Below are 20,011 nucleotides of genomic sequence, written 5' to 3'. Positions count from 1 at the left end.
CCACCCCCACATGCAGCAGCGTCCCGGCATACAAGGGCCACCCCCCGGCTGCCCCGCGCACGGCAACATCCCGCTCTACGGCCCCCAGTTCGGCTCCGATCCCGACGGCCACTACGAACACCTGCGCAGCCTCGGTCCGAGTGCGCCGGTCGACATCGCCCCCGGGGTGGAGGTCGAGCTGGTCACCAGCTACGACGCCGCCCTGTACATCCTGCAGAACCCCGCCTCGTTCGTCAGGGACTCGCGGCGCTGGAAGGCGCTGAACGAGGGACGCGTCCCCGAGGACAGCCCTGCCCTGCCCATGATGGGGTACCGGCCCAACGCACTGTTCAGCGACGGAGCTGCGCACGCCAGGCTGCGCCAGGCCGTCACCGACAGTCTGGCCACCGTGAACGAGCTTCAGCTGGTGCGTCAGACCCAGCAGTCCGCCGACTACCTGATCAGCCGGTTCAGTTCCGACCGCCTCGGCCAGGCCGAGCTGATGGCCGAGTACGCGTTGCCGCTGCCGCTGCTGGTCTTCAGCGACCTGTTCGGGTGCCCGCCCGAGATCGGTGACCGGGTCATCGTGGGAATCAGCGGCATCTTCGACGGCACGGCCGGCGCCGACCAGGTGCTGGGCGAGGCCCTCGCCGAACTGATCGCGCTCAAACGGCGCCGCCCCGCCCACGACTTGACGACCCGCCTGATGGAGCACTCCGCGGGTCTGACCGACGAGGAGATGCTGCACCAGCTCGTCACGCTGCTGTCCGGGGGCACCGCTCCCCTGTCGGCGACGATCGGCACCGGCAGCGCCCTGATGCTCGGCGAGGACTGGCAGGCCGGCCTGCCAGTCGAGGACGCGGTCACTCAGGTTCTGTGGAACTACGCGCCGATCGCCAACTACGCGGCCCACTACCCCACTCACGACGTGGAGCTGGGGGGCCGGATCCTCGGGGCGAACAACCCGGTGGTCATCTCCTTCGCGGGCGCCAACACCGATCCCCGGCTGGCGGAGCACCGCGAGCAGCTCAGCGCCAAGGCCCATCTGTCCTTCGGGGCCGGGCCGCACGCCTGTCCCGCCAAGGACCCGGCGTTCGTGATCGCCGTCACGGCCGTGGAGACCCTCCTGAACCGGCTGCCGGACATCGAAGTCCGGGTGCCGTTCAAGGACCTGAGCTGGGTGCCCGCTCCCTGGAGCCGTTCCCTGGTGACCCTGCCGGTCCGGTTCACGCCCCGCACCGTGGCGCCGACGCCCGCTCCGGCACCGGCGCCACAGGCCGCCGCGCCCGTCCCGCACCGGGTCCCGGGCCCCGTCCCGCAGCCGTCGCCGACGGGCGCGTCCAAGCCCAAGCCGGGACTCTTCAGCCGGTTCCTGGCATGGACCAGAGGAGAGTGACCTAGGCAACTCTCCACGGGAACAGTCATCTTGTATGTGTCAATCAACCGGGGGGTATGCATGGCGGCTGATGCATAGATCAAGAGGAGCCATCGTGGTGACAGCGATAACTCCGCCCACCGACAGACGCTTTGCGGTCTCGCTCTTCTCCCGTCTTCGGACGGCGAAGGGCCAGGCCAACCCCTTCCCCATCTACACGGAGCTTCGGTCGCGGGGCGGAGTCGCCGCAGCTCCCTGGGGAGGCCAACTGGTCACCGGTTTCGGCCTGTGTGATCAGGTCCTTCGCAGTCGCGACTGGCTGGAACCCGACGCGCGCTGGCGCGAGGAGCAGGGAGACGGCACCCGCTGGACGGCCGCCTCCTCGCGCGAGATGAGCAGAACGCTGCCCTCGCTCAACGCCCCGGACCACACCCTGGTGCGCCGCTCGGCCGGCATGTTCGACCGCACCTCGCTGGGGCAGCTCCGCGGGACGGTGGAGCAGATCACCGGCAGGCTGCTCGACTCGCTGGCCGAGCAGCTCCACGAGGGCGAGGCGGACTTCAACGCCCTGGTCGGCGAGGAGCTGCCGGTCGCCGCCATCGGGCACTGGCTCGGCCTGCCGGCCGCCGACTTCGCCCGCCTGCGGGAGCTGACCCACGACCAGGTCTTCACCCAGGAACTGCTCCCCTCGGCCAGCCAGCTGGCGCAGTCCGACGCGGCCACGGCGGAACTGCGGAGCTACTTCATGGGCCTGGTGCGCGAGCGGCGCGCCCGTCCCGGCGATGATCCCGTGTCGCGGTGGATCACCGTCTGGGACGCCATGGAGGGCGACCGTGACAAGGCCGACGAAGCGGTCTACTTCCTGGCGCTGTTCGTCCTGCTGGCGGCGCTGGAGACCACGTCCACACTGCTGTCGACGATGACCCTGCTGCTGCTGGAACACCCCCGGCAGTGGGAGTGGCTCACCGTCCACCCCGAGCTGGTGCCGGCCGCCATAGAAGAATCGTTGCGCTACGACCCGCCCACGCATGTGATCAGCCGTGTCTCCGCCCGGGACTGCGTCCTGGGCGGGGTCGAGGTCGCCAAGGACGAAATGGTCCACCTCATGGTGGGGGCGGCCCATCGCGACCCGGCCCGGCACGAGGAACCCGAGTTGTTCAACCTGCACCGCAAGCCGGCGCACCTCGCCTTCAGCGGAGGCATCCACTACTGCCTCGGCGCACCCCTGGCCCGTCTGGAGGCCCAGACCCTCCTTCATCAGCTGGTGAGACGTTTCCCCCGCCTCACCCTCGTCCGCCGGCCGTCGTGGGCACCGCGTGTGGCCTTCCGACGCCTGCTGAACCTGGACGTCGCCCTCTCATGACGCACCTGATCGACACCTCCCCCCACCTCCCCTGCAAAGCGCTGTCCGCCGTGCAGGACGGACCGGTCCTGCGGGTCCGGCTCAACCCGGCGGCGCAGGACAGCACGCTCACCGTCGCCGCCCTCGACGATCTCGCCGACCTGCTGCACAGCCTCCATGACCGCCCCGGCATCCGGATCCTGGTGCTGTCGGCCAACGGCGACGACTTCTGCCTCGGCGCCGACCGGGGCGAGTACCAGGCGGCGCTGGCCGAGGACCCCGGCGGGGCCGCCCTGCGCCGCATCGTGGACAAGGCGTACCGCGTCTGCGACGCGCTGGAGAACACCCACGCGGTCACCATCGCCAGGCTCCACGGAAAGGTCATCGGCGCCGGCCTCGCCCTCGCCTCCTTCTGCGACCTGCGCGCGGGGGCCGACACCTGCCGGTTCCGCATGCCCGAGGTCGGGGTCGGCCTTGCACCCGCATGGGGCGGCGGAATGGGCCGCCTGATCGTCGAGGGCGGGGCCGCCAGGATCCGTGAACTCATGCTCACCTGTGAGACCTTCGACGCGGACACCGCCCACCGCCTCGGTCTCCTGCACAAGGTCGTGCCCCTCGGCGAGCTGGACGCGGCCGTCGACGCCTGGATCAGACCGCTCGTCCGGCGCTCGCCCGAAGCCATCACCCTCACCAAGCGCATGTTCGCGGGCTACTCGCGGGCCGCCCGCACCTCCGACGTCGCCCTGCTCGACGCGCATCTGCTCACCGCACAGCTCAAGTGACCGCCGAGCGGCCGACGCCGCCGGCCCCGGTCACCGAACGCCCGCCAAGTCATCTTGCCTTGGCGGGCGTTCGCCCGTGCGGTGGCGTCAAGCGACGTCCACGATCGAGATCGACACGGCTCCGGACGCGGTCTTCGATGCCTTCGACGACCGCGGCGGCAGGGCCGCCGGCGTCGGACGCGTCCCCGGTGGCGTCCTCGGGCGTCCTCGGGCGTCAGGCGTCAGGCGTCAGGCGTCAGGCGTCAGGCGTCAGGCGTCAGGGCCGAGGATCAGGCACGTCGTGGTGGCGTGGGCGATGAGCCTGCCCCGTTCGTCCAGGACCTTGCCCTCGGCGGTGGCGGTACGACGGCCCGCGTGGACGACGCTGCCTTCGGCGATCAGGGTCTGCCCCTCGGTGCGGGCCGCGCGGATGTAGTTCACCTTGAGTTCCAGGGTGGTGTAGCCGACTCCGGCAGGGAGCGTGGTGTGCACCGCGCAGCCCATGGCGGAGTCGAGCAGAGTGGCGGCGATGCCGCCGTGCACGGTGCCGAGGGGGTTGGAGAAGTCCGGGCGGGTGTCGAGGGAGACGACGACACGGCCGTGGTCGACCTCGTCGAAGCGCATGCCGAGCAGCCGGCCGATGGAGGGGATCTCGGCGGGGCGTTCCCGCTGGATCCAGCGCATGAGTTCGAGCCCGGAGAGCGCCGCGGAGTCGGTGGTGGTCATGTCTGTTCCTTGCTGTCGTGCCGGTGAGGTGGGCCGGGCGCCGTGGGACGCCGGGCGGAACGGACGGTCAGCCGAGGGGGTTGGCCGCGCCCCGCAGGAGGGTCAGGACGGGCGCGTACATACGCGACTTGATGGTGCCCAGGGTCTCGCCGGCCCTGGATGCCTGGGCTGCGGCGAGTTCGACGGCCGTGGCCCGAACGGCGTCCTCGTCGACCGCGCGGTCCACGATGGCGGCGGCGAGCGCGTCGTGGCCGCCGTAACGACGGGCGGTGGTCATGGCCTCATGGGCGACCGGCGGGGTGAGCCGGCTCTGGATCAGCGCGGACATGGCCGGCGAGAACGGAATGCTGATGTCGACCTCCGGCAGGGACCAGAAGCCCCGGTCGGCCCGCATCACCCGGACATCGTGCGCCAGGGACAGCATCGCGCCCGCCGCGAACGTGTGCCCCTGCAACGCGGCCACGGTGGGCACCGGCAGGGACAGCAGCCGGGCGAACAGCGCGTGCACCGAGACGACGTAGTCGTGGTGCCGCTCGGCGTGGGCGAGGAGCCAGTCGAGGTCCAGGCCGTTGGAGTAGAACTTCCCGGTCGCCGCCGTGACCAGCGCCCGGGGCCCCGCCGCCTTCTCCACCTGGTCCAGGGCCTCGTCGACGAAGGCGATCCAGTCGGGATGGAAACGGTTCTCCCCGGACCCGAGGTCCAGTACGAAGACACTGTCCTGACGGTCGAGTACGGGCATGACGACTCCTTCGGGTGAGCGGAGCGGGAGAACGCTCGGGGCGGTGGGCGCGGAAGGCGGAACTCAGGGCCGGGGGGTCTCAGGGCCTGGGACCTCAGGGCCTGGGGGTCTCAGGACCTGGGACCTCGGGACCGAGGGCCGCAGAGCCCGGGATCTCGGGACCTGGGACCTCGGCACCTGGGGCCTCAGGGCCACGGGTCTCGCCGCGGCCGGTCTCCGGCGCCGGCGCCGGCTCCCGCCGGTCGGGCAGGGCGTGGACCAGCACGCCGTGGATCTCGGCAGCGGCCGCGTCCAGGGGGGCGAGGCTTCGTTCGGCCCGGCACATCACCACCGCGCCCTCGATCGCGCCGATGATGAAGGCCGCGAGCCGTCGGCCTCGCGGTTGCGGCAGACCGCCGGCCACGAGCAGGTCGCAGAAGGTCTCCTGCCAGCGCGCGAAGGCCGCGGCGGCGGAGTCCGCCCACCGGGGCCCCTCCGCGTCGGCCGCCACCGCGGCGGCCACGACGGGGCACCCCGCCCGGAACCCGCTGGCGGCCAGGCGGTCCCGCCACAGGGCGAAGAAGGCGTCGATCGCCGCCACCGGATCTCCGGCGCGCGCCACGGCGGCGATCCGGGCCGCCATGAAGTCACCGGCGAAGGCCACCGCCTCGTCGATCAGCTGGGCCCGTCCGTCGGGGAAGTGGTGGTAGACCGAGCCGCGCGGGGCACCGCTGTGGGCCAGCACGCGGTCGATGCTCGTCGCGCCGGCTCCCTGCTCCGCCAGCAGCGCGGCGGCGCTGCTGATCATCCGCTCCCGGCTGTCGCTCCTGCGCGGGCTCATCCCTGCACCTCCCGGCACCTACCTGTGGGGCTCGTACGTCTCCCGCCCGCGTCGGGGAAGGCGGCGTACCGGTGATTACCGGTGAGTAATCTATGCTGTATGGCATAGAACATGCAAGGGGCGAGCCGTGCGCCGGTGGCACGGCCCGCCCCGAGGGAAAGACGGGCGGTTCCCGGTCGGCCGGCCAGCCGCCGGCCGGACGGCCGACGGCCCCTTGGTCAGCCGACGTCGGTCAGTGCACCTCGATCAGTTGTCAGTGCATCTCGATCGGTGCACATCGGTCAGTGCACCTTGGTGAGCTTGCCGAGGGCCTTGGCCAGGCCGTTGGCCCACAGCTGGTTGACGCGGGCGCGTTCGGCCGCGTTCGGGTAGCGGTTGGTGCAGGACGGGCCGGGGCCGCCGCCCGACATCAGCTCGCTGCACGGACCGCTGTAGTGGTCCGGCAGCCCCAGCACATGGCCGGTCTCGTGGGCGGCGACGCGGACCGAGTCGTACTGCTGGTTCTGCGCGTAGTCGAGGAAGATGTAGCCGTTGCCGTGGCCGTCCGTGGAGGCGTAGGACCCCTGGGGGTCGCTGCCCTCGTAGTAGGCGAAGTCGGCGCCGCCCGAGGACGCCTGCAGCTTGACGTTCGAGACGGAGCTGTTCCAGATCGACGCGGCGCTCGATATCTGCGAGCGGAAGCTCGGCGCCTGGGAGGCGTCGTAGTAGACGGTCACCGACCGCAGGCCGGGGTGGGCCGCCTGCTTCTTGGCGACCGAGGTGAGAACGGCCTCGAAGAACGCCTTGTTGTTCGCGGTCCCTTCGGCCGAGCCCGCGTACCGGGCGCGGGGCGCGGCGGGGGAGTCGCCGGCCTGCGCGCTCGCCGGGATCGCGGTTCCCAGGGCCGCGAATGCCAGGCCCAGGCCGAGCGCCAGCAGTCTCCCGGAGGCCTTCGCGGGCATGGAGGACGTACGGTTGGACGTCATGTGGGGGGCTCCTACTCGTTCGTGTGGGGTGGTGAACGATCGGTTGCCCATGAGTCTCGGCCAGTCCAACGGCCGGGCGGATGATGGCAACTGGGGATGGCGCGGGGCTATCACCGGCAACCCGGCTGGTTCTGTTGGTGTTTGAACATCTGGCGCCACTTCAGCCACGCCCTTACGCTCCCCGCATGGAGCTCGAGGTCAGGCACTTGCGCATTCTCTGCGCCATCGCCGATGCCGGCAGTCTGCACCGTGCCGCACGCGAACTCGGCATGGCCCAGCCCTCGTTGAGCACCCAACTGCGCCGGATCGAGCAGGCGTTGGGCGGCCGGCTCTTCACCCGGAGCCGCACCGGCAGCCGTCCCACTCCGCTGGGTCACATCGTGGTGAGCCGTGCCAGGCCGCTCGTCGCCGAGCTCGCCGCGATCGTCGCCGAGACGAGGGCGGCGGCCGCCCGTGCCGCGGGCGGTCCCCAGCTCCGCATCGGCGCCACGGCCAGCCGGGCACTGCCGGGCTGGCTGCGCCGGCTGCGCTCCCGGGTACCGCCGGCCGAGCCCACCCTCCAGATGGACGCGTCCGCGAACGCCCTGCTGCGCATGGTCGCCGAGGGCCGTCTCGACCTGGCCTTCGTGCACGAGGTCGAGGGCAGTCCGCTGCGCATCCCGGCCGGTCTGTGCCTGCGGGTCCTCGTGGAGCGCGAACCGCAGTTCGTCACCCTGGCCGCCGACCACCCCGCGGCCGCGCGGCCCGAGGTGCGTCTGACCGACCTCGCCGACGACCGGTGGATGGTCGACTCCACGGTCGACGGCGAGTGGGACGGTCTGTCCCGCGTGCTGCGCAAGGCCGGGATCGAACCCGACCTGCTGCACGGCGACTACCTCACCGCCTACTCCCTGGCCGCCATCGGCGAGGTGGTCACGGTCAGCCAGCCGACCGCGCGCCCACGCCCCGACCTCGCGATCCGCCCCCTGCAGGGCGACCCGATAGGGGTGCGGCTGCTGCTGGCGGCCCGCACCGCGGCGGAACTGGGCAACGGGTCCTGCGAACTGGAGGAGGCCTACTGGGAGGTGGCCCGCCAGGCGCCGGCGTATCAGGAGTGGCTGGAGCGCAGGGAGACCGGGCGACCGGCGCCGACGCCGGCGCTTCGTGTGGTGCGGGCCTGAGGAGCCGGGGCCCGGGCCGGCGGATCCGTTCGGCCCATCCTGCCCATCCAGACCGTCCGGCCCATCCAGTCCGTCCGGTCCGTCCGGTCCATCCGGTCCGGCACTCCCGGCGCGGTCCGGGCGACGCGCACCGGGCTGCGGCACACGGTCCGGACGGCGGCGGGACCGGCACCGCCGCCTCTTTCGCGCCACGCCGCCCCAAATTACCTATTCGTAGGCTTATCGGCTCTACGGTGCCAGGGGTGGTGACGACCGCACGGGGGCGCACGGCGCGTCCGGTGACGGCGCGGGTTGGGATGCCGATGAGTGGAATCAGCCGCAGGGACGCGGCACGACTCGGCCTCCGCGCCTGTCTCGGCGTCGCGGGCGCTTCGCTGACCGGGTGCGGAGCGCTCGACGGGCTGGGCGGCCCGCTCGCGGGCAGAGACCAGCCGAAGATCATCGGTGACGGTTCGACCTCGTACACCGGGGAGCAGCCGCATCAGCCGCCCTCCCCCGAGCCCCTGGATCCGGGCCAGGACCCGCCTCAGTTCGTGGTCTTCTCCTGGGACGGCGCCGGCGAGCTGGGCAAGGGCCTGTTCCCGCGGTTCCTGGAACTGGCACGCGCGCACGACGCGCACATGACGTTCTTCCTCTCCGGTCTCTACCTGCTGCCGGAGGACAAGAAGCGGCTGTACCGGCCGCCGCAGAACCCGGTGGGCGCCTCCGACATCGGCTACCTCACCGACGCTCACATCAAGGAGACGCTGAAGTACGTCCACCAGGCATGGCTCGACGGACATGAGATCGGAACCCACTTCAACGGGCACTTCTGCGCCGGCCCGGGATCGGTGGCCCACTGGAGTCCGGCGCAGTGGCATGCGGAGATCGAGCAGGCCCGGTCGTTCGTCACGTCGTGGCGCACCCACACGGGCTGGCACGACCATCCTTCCCTGCCCTTCGACTACGACCGGGAACTCGTGGGCGGGCGCACACCGTGCCTGCTCGGGCAGCGGAACCTGCTGCCCGTCGCCCGCAATCTGGGCTGGCGCTACGACGCGTCCTCACCGGGCGGAGTGCAGCGCTGGCCGCGCAGGAGAGGTGGCATCTGGGATCTGCCGCTGCAGGGCATCCCCTTCCCGGGGCACCGCTTCGAGGTGCTGTCCATGGACTACAACATGCTGGCGAACCAGTCGGGGAACTCGACCCGGGCACCCTCGTACAACCACCCCGACTGGCGCGTCCAGGCGACGGAGTCGTACATGGCCGGGTTCCACCGGGCGTACGAGACGAACCGCGCACCGCTCTTCATCGGCAACCACTTCGAGGAGTGGAACGGCGGCATCTACATGGACGCCGCGGAGGAAGCCCTCAGGCGGATCACCTACTGGAAGGACGTACGCCTGGTCTCCTTCCGGCAGTTCGTCGACTGGCTCGACGCCCAGGACCCCGCGGTGCTCAGGAAGCTGCGCAGCCTGCAGGTCGGCGAGAGGCCGGAGGGCGGCTGGTCCGCGTTCCTGCGCTCCGCGCAGTCGTCCTGATCGCCCTGATGGGCCCGCTCCCCGGCTGCGACCCGGTGTCCTTCACCGGACCGCCGCTCGCCACGCACCGTCAGGAAGTGGATCCCAGCGTCTGTGTCGTGTACGCGCACTCCGTGTAGACGTACCCGGACCGGAGCTTGGCCGTGTCCGAGGCGGGCGTCGCGGTGCTGCCGCCGTGCGGCTGGTGCACGAAGTACGTGGTGCCGACGGGGAGGCTGAGCGTGCGCTGCGGGTAGTTCTTGCCGCTGCTGCAGGGCTTGAACCCGATCCTGAGCGTGTCGGCGAAAGTGTACGACTTGCAACTGCCGCACCCCTTGAGGGTGAAGCTGCCGGTGACCGGGCCGGTGTAGAGGACGGTGACGTCGTCGGGGCTGTCGTTCTTGACCGTGACGGAGATGCTGCCGCCGGAGGCGGTGGTGGGCAGCTTCTTCCCGGCGGCCGGCAGGGTCTGGGCCACCTCGGCACCGATGGCGATCTTCTTGGCGCGCTCCCGGTTCCTGCCGTTCTTGTTGTCCGTGCCGTACTGCTCCATGGTCTTCTGGGCCGCGTCGAAGTCGCCGTCCTTGTACTGCTGGACCCCGCAGGCGTACTCCCCCGCGTCGCCGCTCCGGCCGGCACGGTCGGCGGACTTCACCAGGGCGTCGGACGCACTCGCGGCCGTCCCCGACAGGTCGGTGATCCGGGTGTTCAGACCACGCAGCTGCTCTACCGCGGTGCAGGGCCGGCTGCCGTTCACGTCCTTCTCGGCACTCTTCACCGCCGCGTCCACAGCGGGTGCGACCTTGGCCGCGGACCCCGACTGCGGAAAGGTGCTCAGCAGGTCGCCGAAGTGCGTGACCCAGTCGTCCTGGCCGCCCGCCAGACCGGCCGCGCCGCACTCGTACAGCGAGGTCGCGAGCCGGTCGTCGGGCCACTGGGTCAGCGAACCGAGCTGCTTCTTCGGCATCGTGCGGGGCACCGTGCGCAGGTACTTGAGCGGCTTGACGGCGTCGCAGTACTCCTTGTGGCCGTAGGCCGCGCCGACGGTGGTGTAGTAGGTCCGCATACGGTCGGGCACCCGCTCGGCGGCGCGGGAGCCGGAGTGGTTGACCACGAGGTCGCGGTAGACGTCCAGGGCCTCACGGTAGTCCGGCTGGGCGGTCTCGAAGCGGTCCCGGCCGGCCGCCGTCACCAGCTCGTCGGCCTTTTCGAGGCGGCCGAGGAGCGCCTGCTGCACGGCCTCCTCGTGCGCGTCGTCGTACCACACGGCGCCCGCCGCCGGTACGGCGAGCAGCAGCACGCCGAGCACGAGGGCGAGGGGTGCCCTGCCCGGCCAGGTGAGCCGGGAGCGCAGGCCGACGATCGCGCCGTGCACGGCGGCGAGCAGCAGGAACACGCCGTAGAGGCCGAGTGCGGCGCCCGGTACTCCGTCGGCGTCTGCGGGCAGGGCGACGAACAGCAGAACGGCGGTCGCCACCCAGCAGACCGCCATCAGGACCCGTCTTCGCACGAGCGCGTAGCCCAGCCCGAGACCGCTCAGGTTGAGCAACGCGACGGCGGCTGCCCGCAGCGCGTCCGGCGGCGCGGGCGGCGGCGCCGCCGGCATCGGTGGAACGGCGAATCCCGGATTCGGGCCGTACTGATCTGCGGACATGGTGGGCTCCCCCCGTCAACTGCCCCCGTAAACACTGCGGATCGGCAGTGTAAGGGGCGGTGGAGCGCAGCCGACAGAGAGTTTCCGGCACAGCGGTCACCGGTCCGCGCCGAGGACCTCCAGGCCGGCCGCGGGCCCCCGCCCATGCCTTGTCGCCGGGGATGCGCCGGACACGGCGGACGGCCGTCGGCCGCGCCCGCGGACAGGAGGCATCCGCTGGGATGCACCCGGCGCCGGCCGGGGACGGCCCCGGTGAAATCCCGGGTGCCGCGCGGCAGTCGGGTCGTTACGCTCCCGTGGATGGATCCAACGGCAGGAGGGGCGGGCCATGCGGGAACAGGACCGGATCCAACGGGCACGGGAGCTCTACGAGTCGGCGATGTTCGGCGGGGATGCGTCCGCGCTGATCGAGGCCGATCAGGCGCTGGACGCGGTCGAGGCCCCGCTCGCGCTGGAACGCGGGAAGGTGCTGCACACACGTTTCCTCGACGACCGCCAGGAGAACGCGCAGGAGGTGGCACTGTTCGAGCGCGCGGCCGAGCTGTATCACCGCCTGAACGATGTGGCAGGCGAGGCCGAGGCGCGGTTCTGGATCGGCTGCTGGCACCAGGTCGTGCGCGACGACAGCGCCACCGGCAGGCCGTACTTCGAGAAGTCGTACACGCTGGCACAGTCCGTCGGAGACCGTATGACGATGTCGTACGCGGCACGCCACATCGGCTTCGCCGAGCGGGAGGCCGGGCGATTCGATCAGGCCCGCGAGCGGCTCACCGAGTCGGTGACGCTGCGTCGGGAGATCGGGTTCATGCCCGGCGAGGCGGCGGGCCTGGTGGCGCTCGGCTACCCGTCCGCCGAGACCGGCGACCGCGCGGCGGCCCTCGGATACTTCGACGAGGCGCAAGCCGTCGCCGAACAGTGCGGTGCCAAGGGCGTCTTGGGGTGGGTCGACCGGGCCCGCGCCGAGATCTGACCACGAGGTCGCGCGCGCCGCTTCGATCACCGGGCACCGTGCGCTGAACACCATGCACTGGGCACTGGGCACTGGGCACATCGGAACCGCTCATCCTGAGCGTGACTCCTCGGACGTCTGCGGCGAGCCGTGATCGATCTCCGTGGGGACCGTTGCCGCGCTGTACAGGGGTGATCTCCCCCATGGCCAACGCTCAGAGCCCCCGGTCATGAGCAGGTGATCTCCTCCGCGACTCACGGCCCTCGGCTCATGGCTCATGGCTCACGGCTCACGGCCCGCGGCCCGCGGCTCACGGCTCACGGCCCGCGGCTCACCGTCGTGAGGGGGCAATCCCCCAGAGCCCATGACCCTGGAGCCCACGGTCGTGCCCGGTCGTCGCCGGCCGGATGCGCATTCGGGCCCTGCCCCTGCCCCTGCCCCTGCCCCGGGAGCGTCCCCGGGGCGGGCGCCGGGCCCCGTCGGCGATCCCTTCCGGGCACCCGTGCCGAGGCCACGGGACACTTGAGGGATGCGACCGACGAGCAGAGCCGGGAGGCGAGTGCGGTGATCGCCGTCGACCCGACCGACAGCGCCTCGCTGCTCGCCGCCTTCGGAGCTCTCGGCGTCCTCGTGGTGATCTTCGCCGAGTCGGGCCTGCTCGTCGTGGGGTTCTTCCTGCCGGGGGACGCGCTGCTGTTCCCGGCCGGTGTGCTGTGCGCGGCAAGCGGTGATCATGCACCCCGGCTGGAGCTGTGGCAGGTGCTGGTGTGCGCGGCCGCCGGTGCCCTCATCGGGGCACAGGTGGGCTATCTGCTCGGGCGGCACGGCGGGCGCCCGCTGCTGGTCCGCACCTCCAGCCGGCGCATCAGGGAGGCCGCGGCGCGTGCGGAGCGGCTGCTGGCGCGCTACGGCTACGGCAAGGCGCTGCTGATCGGCCGCTTCGTCCCGATGCTGCGGACCGTGCTGCATCCGGCGGCCGGTGCGCTCGGCGTGCCCGTGCGGACGTTCACCTTCTGGCAGTGCGTCGGCGGCCTGCTCTGGTCCCAGAGCCTCGTCCTGGCCGGATACCTCCTGGGTTCATCGGTCGCGCACGTCGACACCTACCTGCTGCCGCTGGTCGCCGCGATCGTCGCACTCTCCCTGCTGCCCCTGCTGACGGAGGCCCGCCGGACGCGGCGCCGGAAGCGGTAGTTCCGTTCGGCGGGAGGAACGGGCTCGACAGGGGGCCCAATGGGAGGAACTGACATAAAACGCTCGTTATTTGCCAATCGCCCGATTTGTCCGATTATCCTGGGCGGCTGTTGCTCCGGGCCGGCCGGGGCGGGCCCGGGAAACCGGGCGCAGGGAAGGAGACGGGGAAGGCATGCGCAGCGCACGGATGACGGCCCCACCGCTCCCGTTCGGCCGAACACGGTGCGCGGATGCCGCGCGTGCCACCGTGTCGGCGGGGCTGACCTGGCAGGCGTGCGTGGCCCTGCTGCATGCCCCGCACCCCTACGTGGGTGCCGTCGCGGCGCTGCTCATCGTCGAGGCGACGGTGGTGCGCACGGTCGCCGCGGCAGCCCGGTACGCCGCCGGATGCCTGCTCGGCGTCGTCGTCGCCGTACCCACGGCCCTGTACGTCGAGCCGGGCACGGCCGGTCTCGCCCTCGTGGTGTTCGCCTCCGTGCTGCTGGCCCGGCACGAGTTCCTCGGCCACCACGGACTGCATCTGCCGACGACGGCACTCATCACGTTCGCCCTGGTCCGCGGCCGTCATCCGGCCGAGCTGGCCTCCCATCTCGCCGAGATCGTGCTGGGCCTCGGCTTCGGCCTGGCGTGCAGCGCGCTGCTGTTCCCCGCCGTGCGCGTGCGGTCCGCGGAGCGGGCGCTGGAGAGGCTGCGCACGCTGCTCGCCCGGCACCTGGACGGTATGGCCGACTCCGCCGCCGGGCGCGGCCGGCCGCGCGAGGTGCTCGGCCCCGCCTGGCGCCATGAACTCGACACCGCCGTGGCGGAGGCGCGTACCGCCGTGGAGGAGGCGCACGAGAGCGTGCGGTGGAACGTGCGGCCGACGGCGCGGCGCCGCAGGTGGCATCTGGACCGCCGTGTGCTGCGGGCGCTGACCGACGTGGAGGAGCAGGTCTGCGCGACCGGGCGGCTCCTGGACGAGCGCCCCCTGGCGAGCCGGGCCGGCAGCGGGACCGAGGGCACCGCGCGCGCCGAAGGCTTCGCGCAGCCGTACGCGCGCCTGCTGCGCACCACGGCCCTGTGCGTGTACGACTGCCGGGGCGGCCGCCCCCACCCGGCCCTGCCCGCCGCACGCCACGCGGTCGCCAGACTCGGCGGGCCCGGCTGCGGTCCGCCGGTCGCCCGCACCGAGGACCGGAACCTTCTCCACCACCTGGACACGGCCCTCACCTGCCTGACGACATCCGTGCCCACCCCGTCCCGGCCGCCCGCCCGGCGCCACCGCACGTCCGGCCCCCAGCGGCCCTCACCGCAGCGATGACACCTCACCGCACCGATCCCCGGCACACCACGGGCGGACCTGCCCAGGACCACCCGCTCCCCGACGGCGAGGGGCGGGACCCGGTCGCGTGGCACCGTCTGCCCCGCTCCCGTGAGCTGCTCGCGCTCGCTCCCGTCCTGCTCATGGCCGCCGTCGCGCTCACGGATCTGCTCACTCCCGAGTGGCTGCACGTCGCCCCGGTGATGGCCGCCGTACCCGTCCTGGCCGCAGCCCTGCTTCCCCTGTGGGCGACGGCGGCGCTCGGCTGCGCGGCGTTCGTGCTGACCGTGCTGCTCCAGGCGAACGCAGGGCAGAACGGCTCCTCCGACTCGAACGTCGTCCTGTGCGCCCTGGTCGTGGTCGGACTCGCCTCGCTGGGCACCTGTGCGCTGCGGGAGCGGCGGGAACGGCAGCTGCGCCAGGCCCGTTCCGTCGCGGAGACCGCACAGCGGGCGCTGATGCACCCGCTCCCCCGCCGTATGCGCTCCCTGGCCCTGTCCGGCGTGTATCTGCCGGCCGAGTCGGAGGCGCGGATCGGCGGCGACTTCTACGAGGCGGTGCAGACCCCGTACGGCACCCGGATCCTGATCGGCGATGTGCGGGGCAAGGGCCTGCCCGCCGTCGGGGCCTCCGCGACGCTGCTCGGCGCGTTCCGGGAGCTGGCCGACCGGGAACCGTCCCTGACCACCGTGGCGCAGCAGCTGGACGGGCGCGCCCAGCGGCACATAGCGGCGCTGGACGGCGGGCCGGACGACAGCGAGCCGGGCGGCCAGGGCAGCGGGGCGCTGTTCACGGAGCGGTTCGCGACGGCACTGCTGGTGGAGTTCCCGCCCGGCGAGGCCGTGGCCCGCATCGTCCACTGCGGTCATCCCGAGCCGCTGGTGGTCCGTGCCGGCCGGGTCCATGCCCATCAGCCGGAGCAGCCCGGGGCTCCTCTGGGGCTCGGCGATCTGCTGGGCGCTGATCCGGTGGCGCAGACGGTGCCGTTCGGCCCGGGCGACCGGCTCGTGCTCTACACGGACGGATTCATCGAGGCCCGCGACCGCCGGGGCCGGTTCTACGACCTGACCGCCCACACCCGCGCCCACGCCGGCCGCCCGCTGCCGGCGATGGTCTCGGCCCTGCGCCGCGCCCTGCTGCACCACGTCGGCGGCGACCTGGACGACGACGCGGCCCTGGTGGCGCTGGAACGTCTGCCGTGCGAGGGCGCCGACGCCCGGAGGTGACCGCACGCGCAGCCGGCCCGCGCCCGTCCCCAGGTGCAGGTCCAGGCCCAGGTGCATGTGCAGGTCCAGGTCCAGGTCCAGGTGCAGGTGCAGGTGCAGGTCCAGGCCCGGCACAAGGAACCTGCGGGCCCGTGCGCCGAGAGGTCTACCGCGTCGCCACCAGGGCCAGGGCTGCTGCCGCGAGGGCCAGGAACATGCCGGGGAACACGATGGTGTCGAGCGCGCGTGCCCGTACATGGACGGCCAGGGCGCCGAGGTAGAAGAGCACCAGGCCGACGCCGGCCGCAACGCCCAGGGGGCGCAGGCCCAGCAGTCCGAGCAGGAGGCCCGCCGCCCCGGCCGTCTTCAGCAGGGCCAGGGGCGGGATCCAGGCGGCCGGCACGCCGACCGCGCCGGAGTTGGCGAGCACGAACGGCGCTTTCGCGAAGTCGGCCGCCGCGATTCCGGCGTTGGCGAGGACGGCCGCACAGGTGACGACGACATAGGCGAGTTCCATGGCATCCACCCTCCTCGGCGGTCGCCACGACGTCCAATACCTGCATCCATAACCTGGTGGAATGGATGTCGACACCCGTCTTCTGCGCTCCTTCCTCGCCGTCGCCGAGGAGGGCAGCCTCACCCGCGCCGCCGAGCGCGTGTTCGTGTCCCAGCCCGCCCTCACCAAGCAGGTACGCCAGCTGGAGACCCAGCTCGGCGTGCGCCTGTTCGACCGCTCGCGGACCGGGATGGCGCTGACCGGGCCCGGGCGGGAACTCGCGCGCCTCGCCCCGGAGGTGCTCGCGGCGTGGGACGAGGCCCTGCGCGCCACCCGCACCGCGCAGCGGCAGGCCGCGCAGGTGCTGCGGGTCGGGTTCATCGCGAGCGGAGCCAACGAGGCGACCCAGGAGATCGTCGCCGCCTTCGCCCTGCGCCGGCCCGGCTGGCGGACCGAACTGCGCCAGGCGGCCTGGACGAACCCGAGCGCGGGCCTGGCCGCCGGGGACGTGGACGCCGCGCTGCTGCGGCTGCCCTTCCCGGGCCAGGACGCCCTGCGGGTCGAAGCGCTCTTCAGCGAACCGCGCTGGATCGCCCTGGCCGGCACGCACCCGCTGGCCGGCCGCGACACCATCGCCTTCCGGGAGTTGTGGGACGAGCCGTTCGTCGCCGCCCCCGAGGAGACCGGGCCGTGGCGTGACCACTGGCTGGCCGCCGGCGAGCGCGAGGGCCACCCCGTCCGCATCGGCGCGGTCACCGAACAGCCCGACGAGTGGCTGAACGCCATCGCCAACGGAGACGGCATCGCCCTCGCGCCCCGGTCCGCCGCACGCTTCTACGCCCGTCCCGGCGTGGTCTTCCGGCCGGTCACCGGGGTGAGCCCGACACAGGTGGGCGTGGCCTGGGCCGCCGCCGACGACCGCAATCCGGTGGTGCAGGACTTCGTCCGCTGCTGCCTCGAGATCGCGCGGTCTCTCCCCTGACCGGAGCAATACCGGTCCGCCGGAGGGGCGAGGACCGGTGAGAGGTGTGACCTTGGTGGAAGGAATCGGCCGGTACACCTGCGACAAGGAGGCGGAATGGCGGCAATGGGCGGCGGGAGCGGCGTGGCGTGCGCCGCCATGGACGGTACGGCCGACGGCACGTCGTACGACGTGCCCGGCGATGCCTTCGCGCAGGTGAGTGCCGTCGCCGATGCCGTCCTCTACGAGGGCTACCTCCTCTATCCGTACCGCCGGTCCTCGGCCAAGAACCGGGTCCGCTGGCAGTTCGGGGTGCTGCTGCCCCGGGACTGGGCGGAGGCGGACGGGCCCGTCACGCCGGGCATCTCCGGTTCCGCGGACTCCTGGTACCAGCAGACCGAGTGCCTGGTACGCGGTCAGCGCGAGGCGGTCGTACGCGTACGGGTGCGCTATCTGCAGATGCAGCACAAGCAGGTGGAGGCGCTCGGCCCGGACGGCCGGTACCGTCCGGTCGAATCGCTGCGCACGGACGACGGAACGGCCCACCTCACCTTCGACGAGGCGGTCCCGCACGAGATCGCTCTGCAGTGGCCGCTGGCGGACCTGCTGCGGGGCGAGTGCTCCGCCGGGGCCGGGGCGCCCGCGGGCTCGGCGACGGAGCCGCTCCCCGCGGGGGCAGGTCGGGCGGTGCGGCGGCGCGAGGAGGTCCGGGCGCGTACGGCGGTGGTGGCCGAGCGGGTCGCCGAGGACGTGTACCGGCTGCGCGTGCGCACCGAGAACACCGGATGCGCGCCGGATGCCCGGGCCGCGCGTGGTGAGGCGCTGCGGTCCGCGCTGCTCGCGGCGCACACGCTGGTGGGAGGTACGGGCGTGGAGTTCGTCTCGCTGATCGATCCGCCGGCCGGCCTCCAGGACCAGGTGCGCGGCTGCCGCAATGAGTTCACCTTTCCGGTGCTCGGCGGCGCACCGCAGGACACGGGTTCGGCCGGACCGGTCGTGCTCTCCTCCCCGATCATCCTCCCGGACCGTCCGCAGGTGGCGCCGGAGAGCCCGGGCGACCTGCACGACGCGGCGGAGATCGACGAGATCCTGACGCTGCGCACGATGCTTCTGACCGACGAGGAGAAGGCCGAGGCCCGGGCCACCGACCCGCGTGCCGCGCAGATCCTCGACCGGGTCGACAGCATGCCCCCGGAGGTGTTCGCCCGGCTCCACGGAGCGATCCGCTCCCTGACCCCGGTCATGCCCGCCGGGCCCGGGACTCCCGCCGACCGGACCTCCTGGTGGCAGGAGGGCGGGGACGACGGACTGTCCCCGACGACCGACACGGTGCTCGTGGACGGCGTCCCCGTCGGCGGCGGCAGCCGGGTGCGGCTGCGGCCGCGCGGACGGGGCGCGGACGCCCAGGACATGTTCCTGGCCGGCCGGAGCGCGCGGGTGGCGGCGGTCTTCCACGACGTGGACGGCAGCGTGCACCTCGCGGTGACCGTCGACGACGACCCCGCCGCCGAACTGCACGGCTGGTACGGCCGTTTCCACTACTTCAGGCCCGACGAGCTCGAACCGCTCGCACCGGCGGACGCACCCGGTCCGGCGGGCCCCGGCCACCCACCCCGGCCGCAGTCCCCGCGGCCCCAGCGTCCGGCCGACCGGCCGGAGGAGGGACGGATCGATGGACGCCCCTGACCTGCCGGCGCACGCCGACGACCGACTCCGCGACCGACTGCTGCAAAGGCGGACGACATGACGACCCAGAGCGGTACCACCGAAGTCCGCGGCGAGCCCGGCCGGGCCGGAGAGCCGAAGGGAATCGACGAGATCCACATTCTCTGGATCTCCGAGGGGATGAGCTGCGACGGCGACACCGTCTCCCTGACGGCCGCCGACCAGCCGTCCATCGAGGACGTGGTGCTCGGTCTCATCCCGGGCCTGCCGAAGGTCAACCTGGTCAACAAGGTGCTCTCGCCGAGCCTGGGCGGCGAGGACTTCCTCGCGCCGTACCGGGCGGCGGCGCGGGGTGACCTGGGCCCGTTCATCCTCGTCATCGAGGGTTCGATCCCGAACCAGAACATCATCGAGGGCGAGGGCTACTGGACGTCGTTCGGCAACGACCCGGAGACCGGTGAGCCGCAGACCCTGAACTGGTGGATCGACCAACTCGCCCCGCGGGCCTGGGCGGTGGTGGCGGCGGGCACCTGCGCCACGTTCGGCGGCATCCACGCCATGGCCGGCAACCCCACCGGCTGCATGGGGCTCGCGGACTACCTGGGCTGGGAGTTCAGGTCACAGGCCGGTCTCCCGGTGGTCAACGTGCCCGGCTGTCCGATCCAGCCGGAGAACTTCATGGAGACCCTGATCTGGGTGCTCCAGCATGCGGCCGGCAGCGCTCCGCCGCCCCCGCTGGACCACATGCTGCGTCCGCAGTGGCTGTTCGGGAAGACCGTGCACGAGGGCTGCGACCGGGCCGCTTACTACGAGCAGGCCGACTTCGGCAAGGACTACAACTCGCCCAAGTGCCTGGTGAAGACCGGGTGCTGGGGTCCCGTCGTCAACTGCAACGTGCCCAAGCGCGGCTGGATGGCCGGCATCGGCGGCTGTCCGAACGTCGGAGGCATCTGCATCGGCTGCACGATGCCCGGCTTCCCGGACGCGTTCATGCCGTTCATGGACGAACCGCCCGGGGCCACGCTGTCGACCCTCGCCGTCAAGCCGTACGGGGCCGTCATCCGCCGGCTGCGCGGTCTGACCAACGACGTGGTCAACCACGAGCCCAAGTGGCGCCACAACAAGCGCAAGCTGACCAGCGGTTACGACCCGCACTGGCGTGCATGACGCCGTCCGACCCGTATCCCGCCATCGATCCGCCGAACCCGAACAGCGAGGGGCAGT

Annotated in this window: 18 protein-coding genes; 12 read left to right on the top strand and 6 right to left on the bottom strand. The window is 72.3% G+C overall.

Features of this window, described 5'->3' with window-relative positions:
* The first annotated feature begins 10 nt into the window (after positions 1 to 10).
* The 3 genes from ACZ7P3_RS36525 (at position 11) to ACZ7P3_RS36515 (ending at position 3,478) form a co-directional block, all read left to right on the top strand.
* Positions 11 to 1,375 (top strand): cytochrome P450 family protein, encoded by a 1,365-nt coding sequence (locus ACZ7P3_RS36525; RefSeq protein WP_472088370.1) that lies wholly within the window; start codon positions 11 to 13, stop codon positions 1,373 to 1,375.
* Between the two features lie 70 nt (positions 1,376 to 1,445).
* Entirely contained in the window at positions 1,446 to 2,717 is a 1,272-nt protein-coding gene (locus ACZ7P3_RS36520) for a cytochrome P450 (RefSeq protein ID WP_472088369.1), read from the top strand.
* Positions 2,714 to 3,478 carry an enoyl-CoA hydratase/isomerase family protein gene (locus tag ACZ7P3_RS36515; RefSeq protein WP_472088367.1) on the top strand — a complete coding sequence of 255 codons (765 nt, stop codon included), beginning with the start codon at positions 2,714 to 2,716 and terminating at the stop codon, positions 3,476 to 3,478. The genes ACZ7P3_RS36520 and ACZ7P3_RS36515 overlap by 4 nt, the downstream gene beginning before the upstream one ends.
* Before the next feature lie 249 nt (positions 3,479 to 3,727).
* On the opposite strand, the gene ACZ7P3_RS36510 is transcribed toward ACZ7P3_RS36515, so the two are convergent.
* The 4 genes from ACZ7P3_RS36510 to snpA all read right to left on the bottom strand — a co-directional run bounded on the left by ACZ7P3_RS36510 (position 3,728) and on the right by snpA (position 6,707).
* Positions 3,728 to 4,183: a PaaI family thioesterase gene (locus ACZ7P3_RS36510; protein WP_472088366.1), complete on the bottom strand. Its 456-nt coding sequence runs from the start codon at positions 4,181 to 4,183 to the stop codon at positions 3,728 to 3,730.
* 67 nt (positions 4,184 to 4,250) lie between these two features.
* Positions 4,251 to 4,922 carry an enoyl-CoA hydratase-related protein gene (locus ACZ7P3_RS36505; RefSeq protein WP_472088364.1) on the bottom strand — a complete coding sequence of 224 codons (672 nt, stop codon included), beginning with the start codon at positions 4,920 to 4,922 and terminating at the stop codon, positions 4,251 to 4,253.
* Between the two features lie 94 nt (positions 4,923 to 5,016).
* Positions 5,017 to 5,742 (bottom strand): TetR/AcrR family transcriptional regulator, encoded by a 726-nt coding sequence (locus tag ACZ7P3_RS36500; RefSeq protein WP_472088363.1) that lies wholly within the window; start codon positions 5,740 to 5,742, stop codon positions 5,017 to 5,019.
* Positions 5,743 to 6,023: 281 nt separating this feature from the next.
* Entirely contained in the window at positions 6,024 to 6,707 is a 684-nt protein-coding gene (gene snpA / locus ACZ7P3_RS36495; protein ID WP_472088361.1) for a snapalysin, read from the bottom strand.
* Positions 6,708 to 6,892: 185 nt separating this feature from the next.
* Here snpA and ACZ7P3_RS36490 point away from each other — a divergent pair, with 185 nt between their 5' ends.
* Entirely contained in the window at positions 6,893 to 7,867 is a 975-nt protein-coding gene (locus ACZ7P3_RS36490) for a LysR family transcriptional regulator (RefSeq protein ID WP_472088360.1), read from the top strand.
* Between the two features lie 302 nt (positions 7,868 to 8,169).
* Positions 8,170 to 9,387, top strand: coding sequence for a polysaccharide deacetylase family protein (locus tag ACZ7P3_RS36485; protein ID WP_472088358.1), 1,218 nt, complete (start codon positions 8,170 to 8,172; stop codon positions 9,385 to 9,387).
* A gap of 70 nt (positions 9,388 to 9,457) precedes the next feature.
* Here ACZ7P3_RS36485 and ACZ7P3_RS36480 read toward each other — a convergent pair whose 3' ends face one another.
* Positions 9,458 to 11,020: a hypothetical protein gene (locus tag ACZ7P3_RS36480; protein ID WP_472088357.1), complete on the bottom strand. Its 1,563-nt coding sequence runs from the start codon at positions 11,018 to 11,020 to the stop codon at positions 9,458 to 9,460.
* Between the two features lie 328 nt (positions 11,021 to 11,348).
* Here ACZ7P3_RS36480 and ACZ7P3_RS36475 point away from each other — a divergent pair, with 328 nt between their 5' ends.
* The 4 genes from ACZ7P3_RS36475 (at position 11,349) to ACZ7P3_RS36460 (ending at position 15,686) form a co-directional block, all read left to right on the top strand.
* The gene (locus tag ACZ7P3_RS36475; protein WP_472088355.1) at positions 11,349 to 11,990 is read left to right on the top strand and encodes a tetratricopeptide repeat protein; all 642 of its coding nucleotides are present in this window, start codon (positions 11,349 to 11,351) and stop codon (positions 11,988 to 11,990) included.
* Between the two features lie 543 nt (positions 11,991 to 12,533).
* Entirely contained in the window at positions 12,534 to 13,160 is a 627-nt protein-coding gene (locus tag ACZ7P3_RS36470) for a DedA family protein (RefSeq protein WP_472088476.1), read from the top strand.
* A 172-nt stretch (positions 13,161 to 13,332) separates the two neighbouring features.
* Positions 13,333 to 14,460: an FUSC family protein gene (locus tag ACZ7P3_RS36465; protein ID WP_472088354.1), complete on the top strand. Its 1,128-nt coding sequence runs from the start codon at positions 13,333 to 13,335 to the stop codon at positions 14,458 to 14,460.
* Positions 14,457 to 15,686: a PP2C family protein-serine/threonine phosphatase gene (locus tag ACZ7P3_RS36460; protein ID WP_472088352.1), complete on the top strand. Its 1,230-nt coding sequence runs from the start codon at positions 14,457 to 14,459 to the stop codon at positions 15,684 to 15,686. Before ACZ7P3_RS36465 ends, ACZ7P3_RS36460 begins: the two co-directional genes overlap by 4 nt.
* A gap of 145 nt (positions 15,687 to 15,831) precedes the next feature.
* On the opposite strand, the gene ACZ7P3_RS36455 is transcribed toward ACZ7P3_RS36460, so the two are convergent.
* Positions 15,832 to 16,182: a DoxX family protein gene (locus ACZ7P3_RS36455; RefSeq protein ID WP_472088351.1), complete on the bottom strand. Its 351-nt coding sequence runs from the start codon at positions 16,180 to 16,182 to the stop codon at positions 15,832 to 15,834.
* 61 nt (positions 16,183 to 16,243) lie between these two features.
* Here ACZ7P3_RS36455 and ACZ7P3_RS36450 point away from each other — a divergent pair, with 61 nt between their 5' ends.
* The 3 genes from ACZ7P3_RS36450 (at position 16,244) to ACZ7P3_RS36440 (ending at position 19,954) form a co-directional block, all read left to right on the top strand.
* A complete protein-coding gene (locus ACZ7P3_RS36450; RefSeq protein ID WP_472088350.1) occupies positions 16,244 to 17,143 on the top strand; it encodes a LysR family transcriptional regulator in 900 nt (299 codons plus the stop codon).
* A gap of 96 nt (positions 17,144 to 17,239) precedes the next feature.
* Positions 17,240 to 18,808: a hypothetical protein gene (locus ACZ7P3_RS36445; protein WP_472088348.1), complete on the top strand. Its 1,569-nt coding sequence runs from the start codon at positions 17,240 to 17,242 to the stop codon at positions 18,806 to 18,808.
* Between the two features lie 57 nt (positions 18,809 to 18,865).
* Positions 18,866 to 19,954, top strand: coding sequence for an NADH-quinone oxidoreductase subunit B family protein (locus ACZ7P3_RS36440; RefSeq protein WP_472088347.1), 1,089 nt, complete (start codon positions 18,866 to 18,868; stop codon positions 19,952 to 19,954).
* The last annotated feature ends 57 nt before the right edge of the window (positions 19,955 to 20,011 follow it).

Source organism: Streptomyces sp. NPDC107581, from assembly GCF_055657175.1.
The sequence above is the reverse complement of the archived record's forward strand: the minus strand, read 5'-3'. Positions and strand labels throughout refer to the sequence as shown.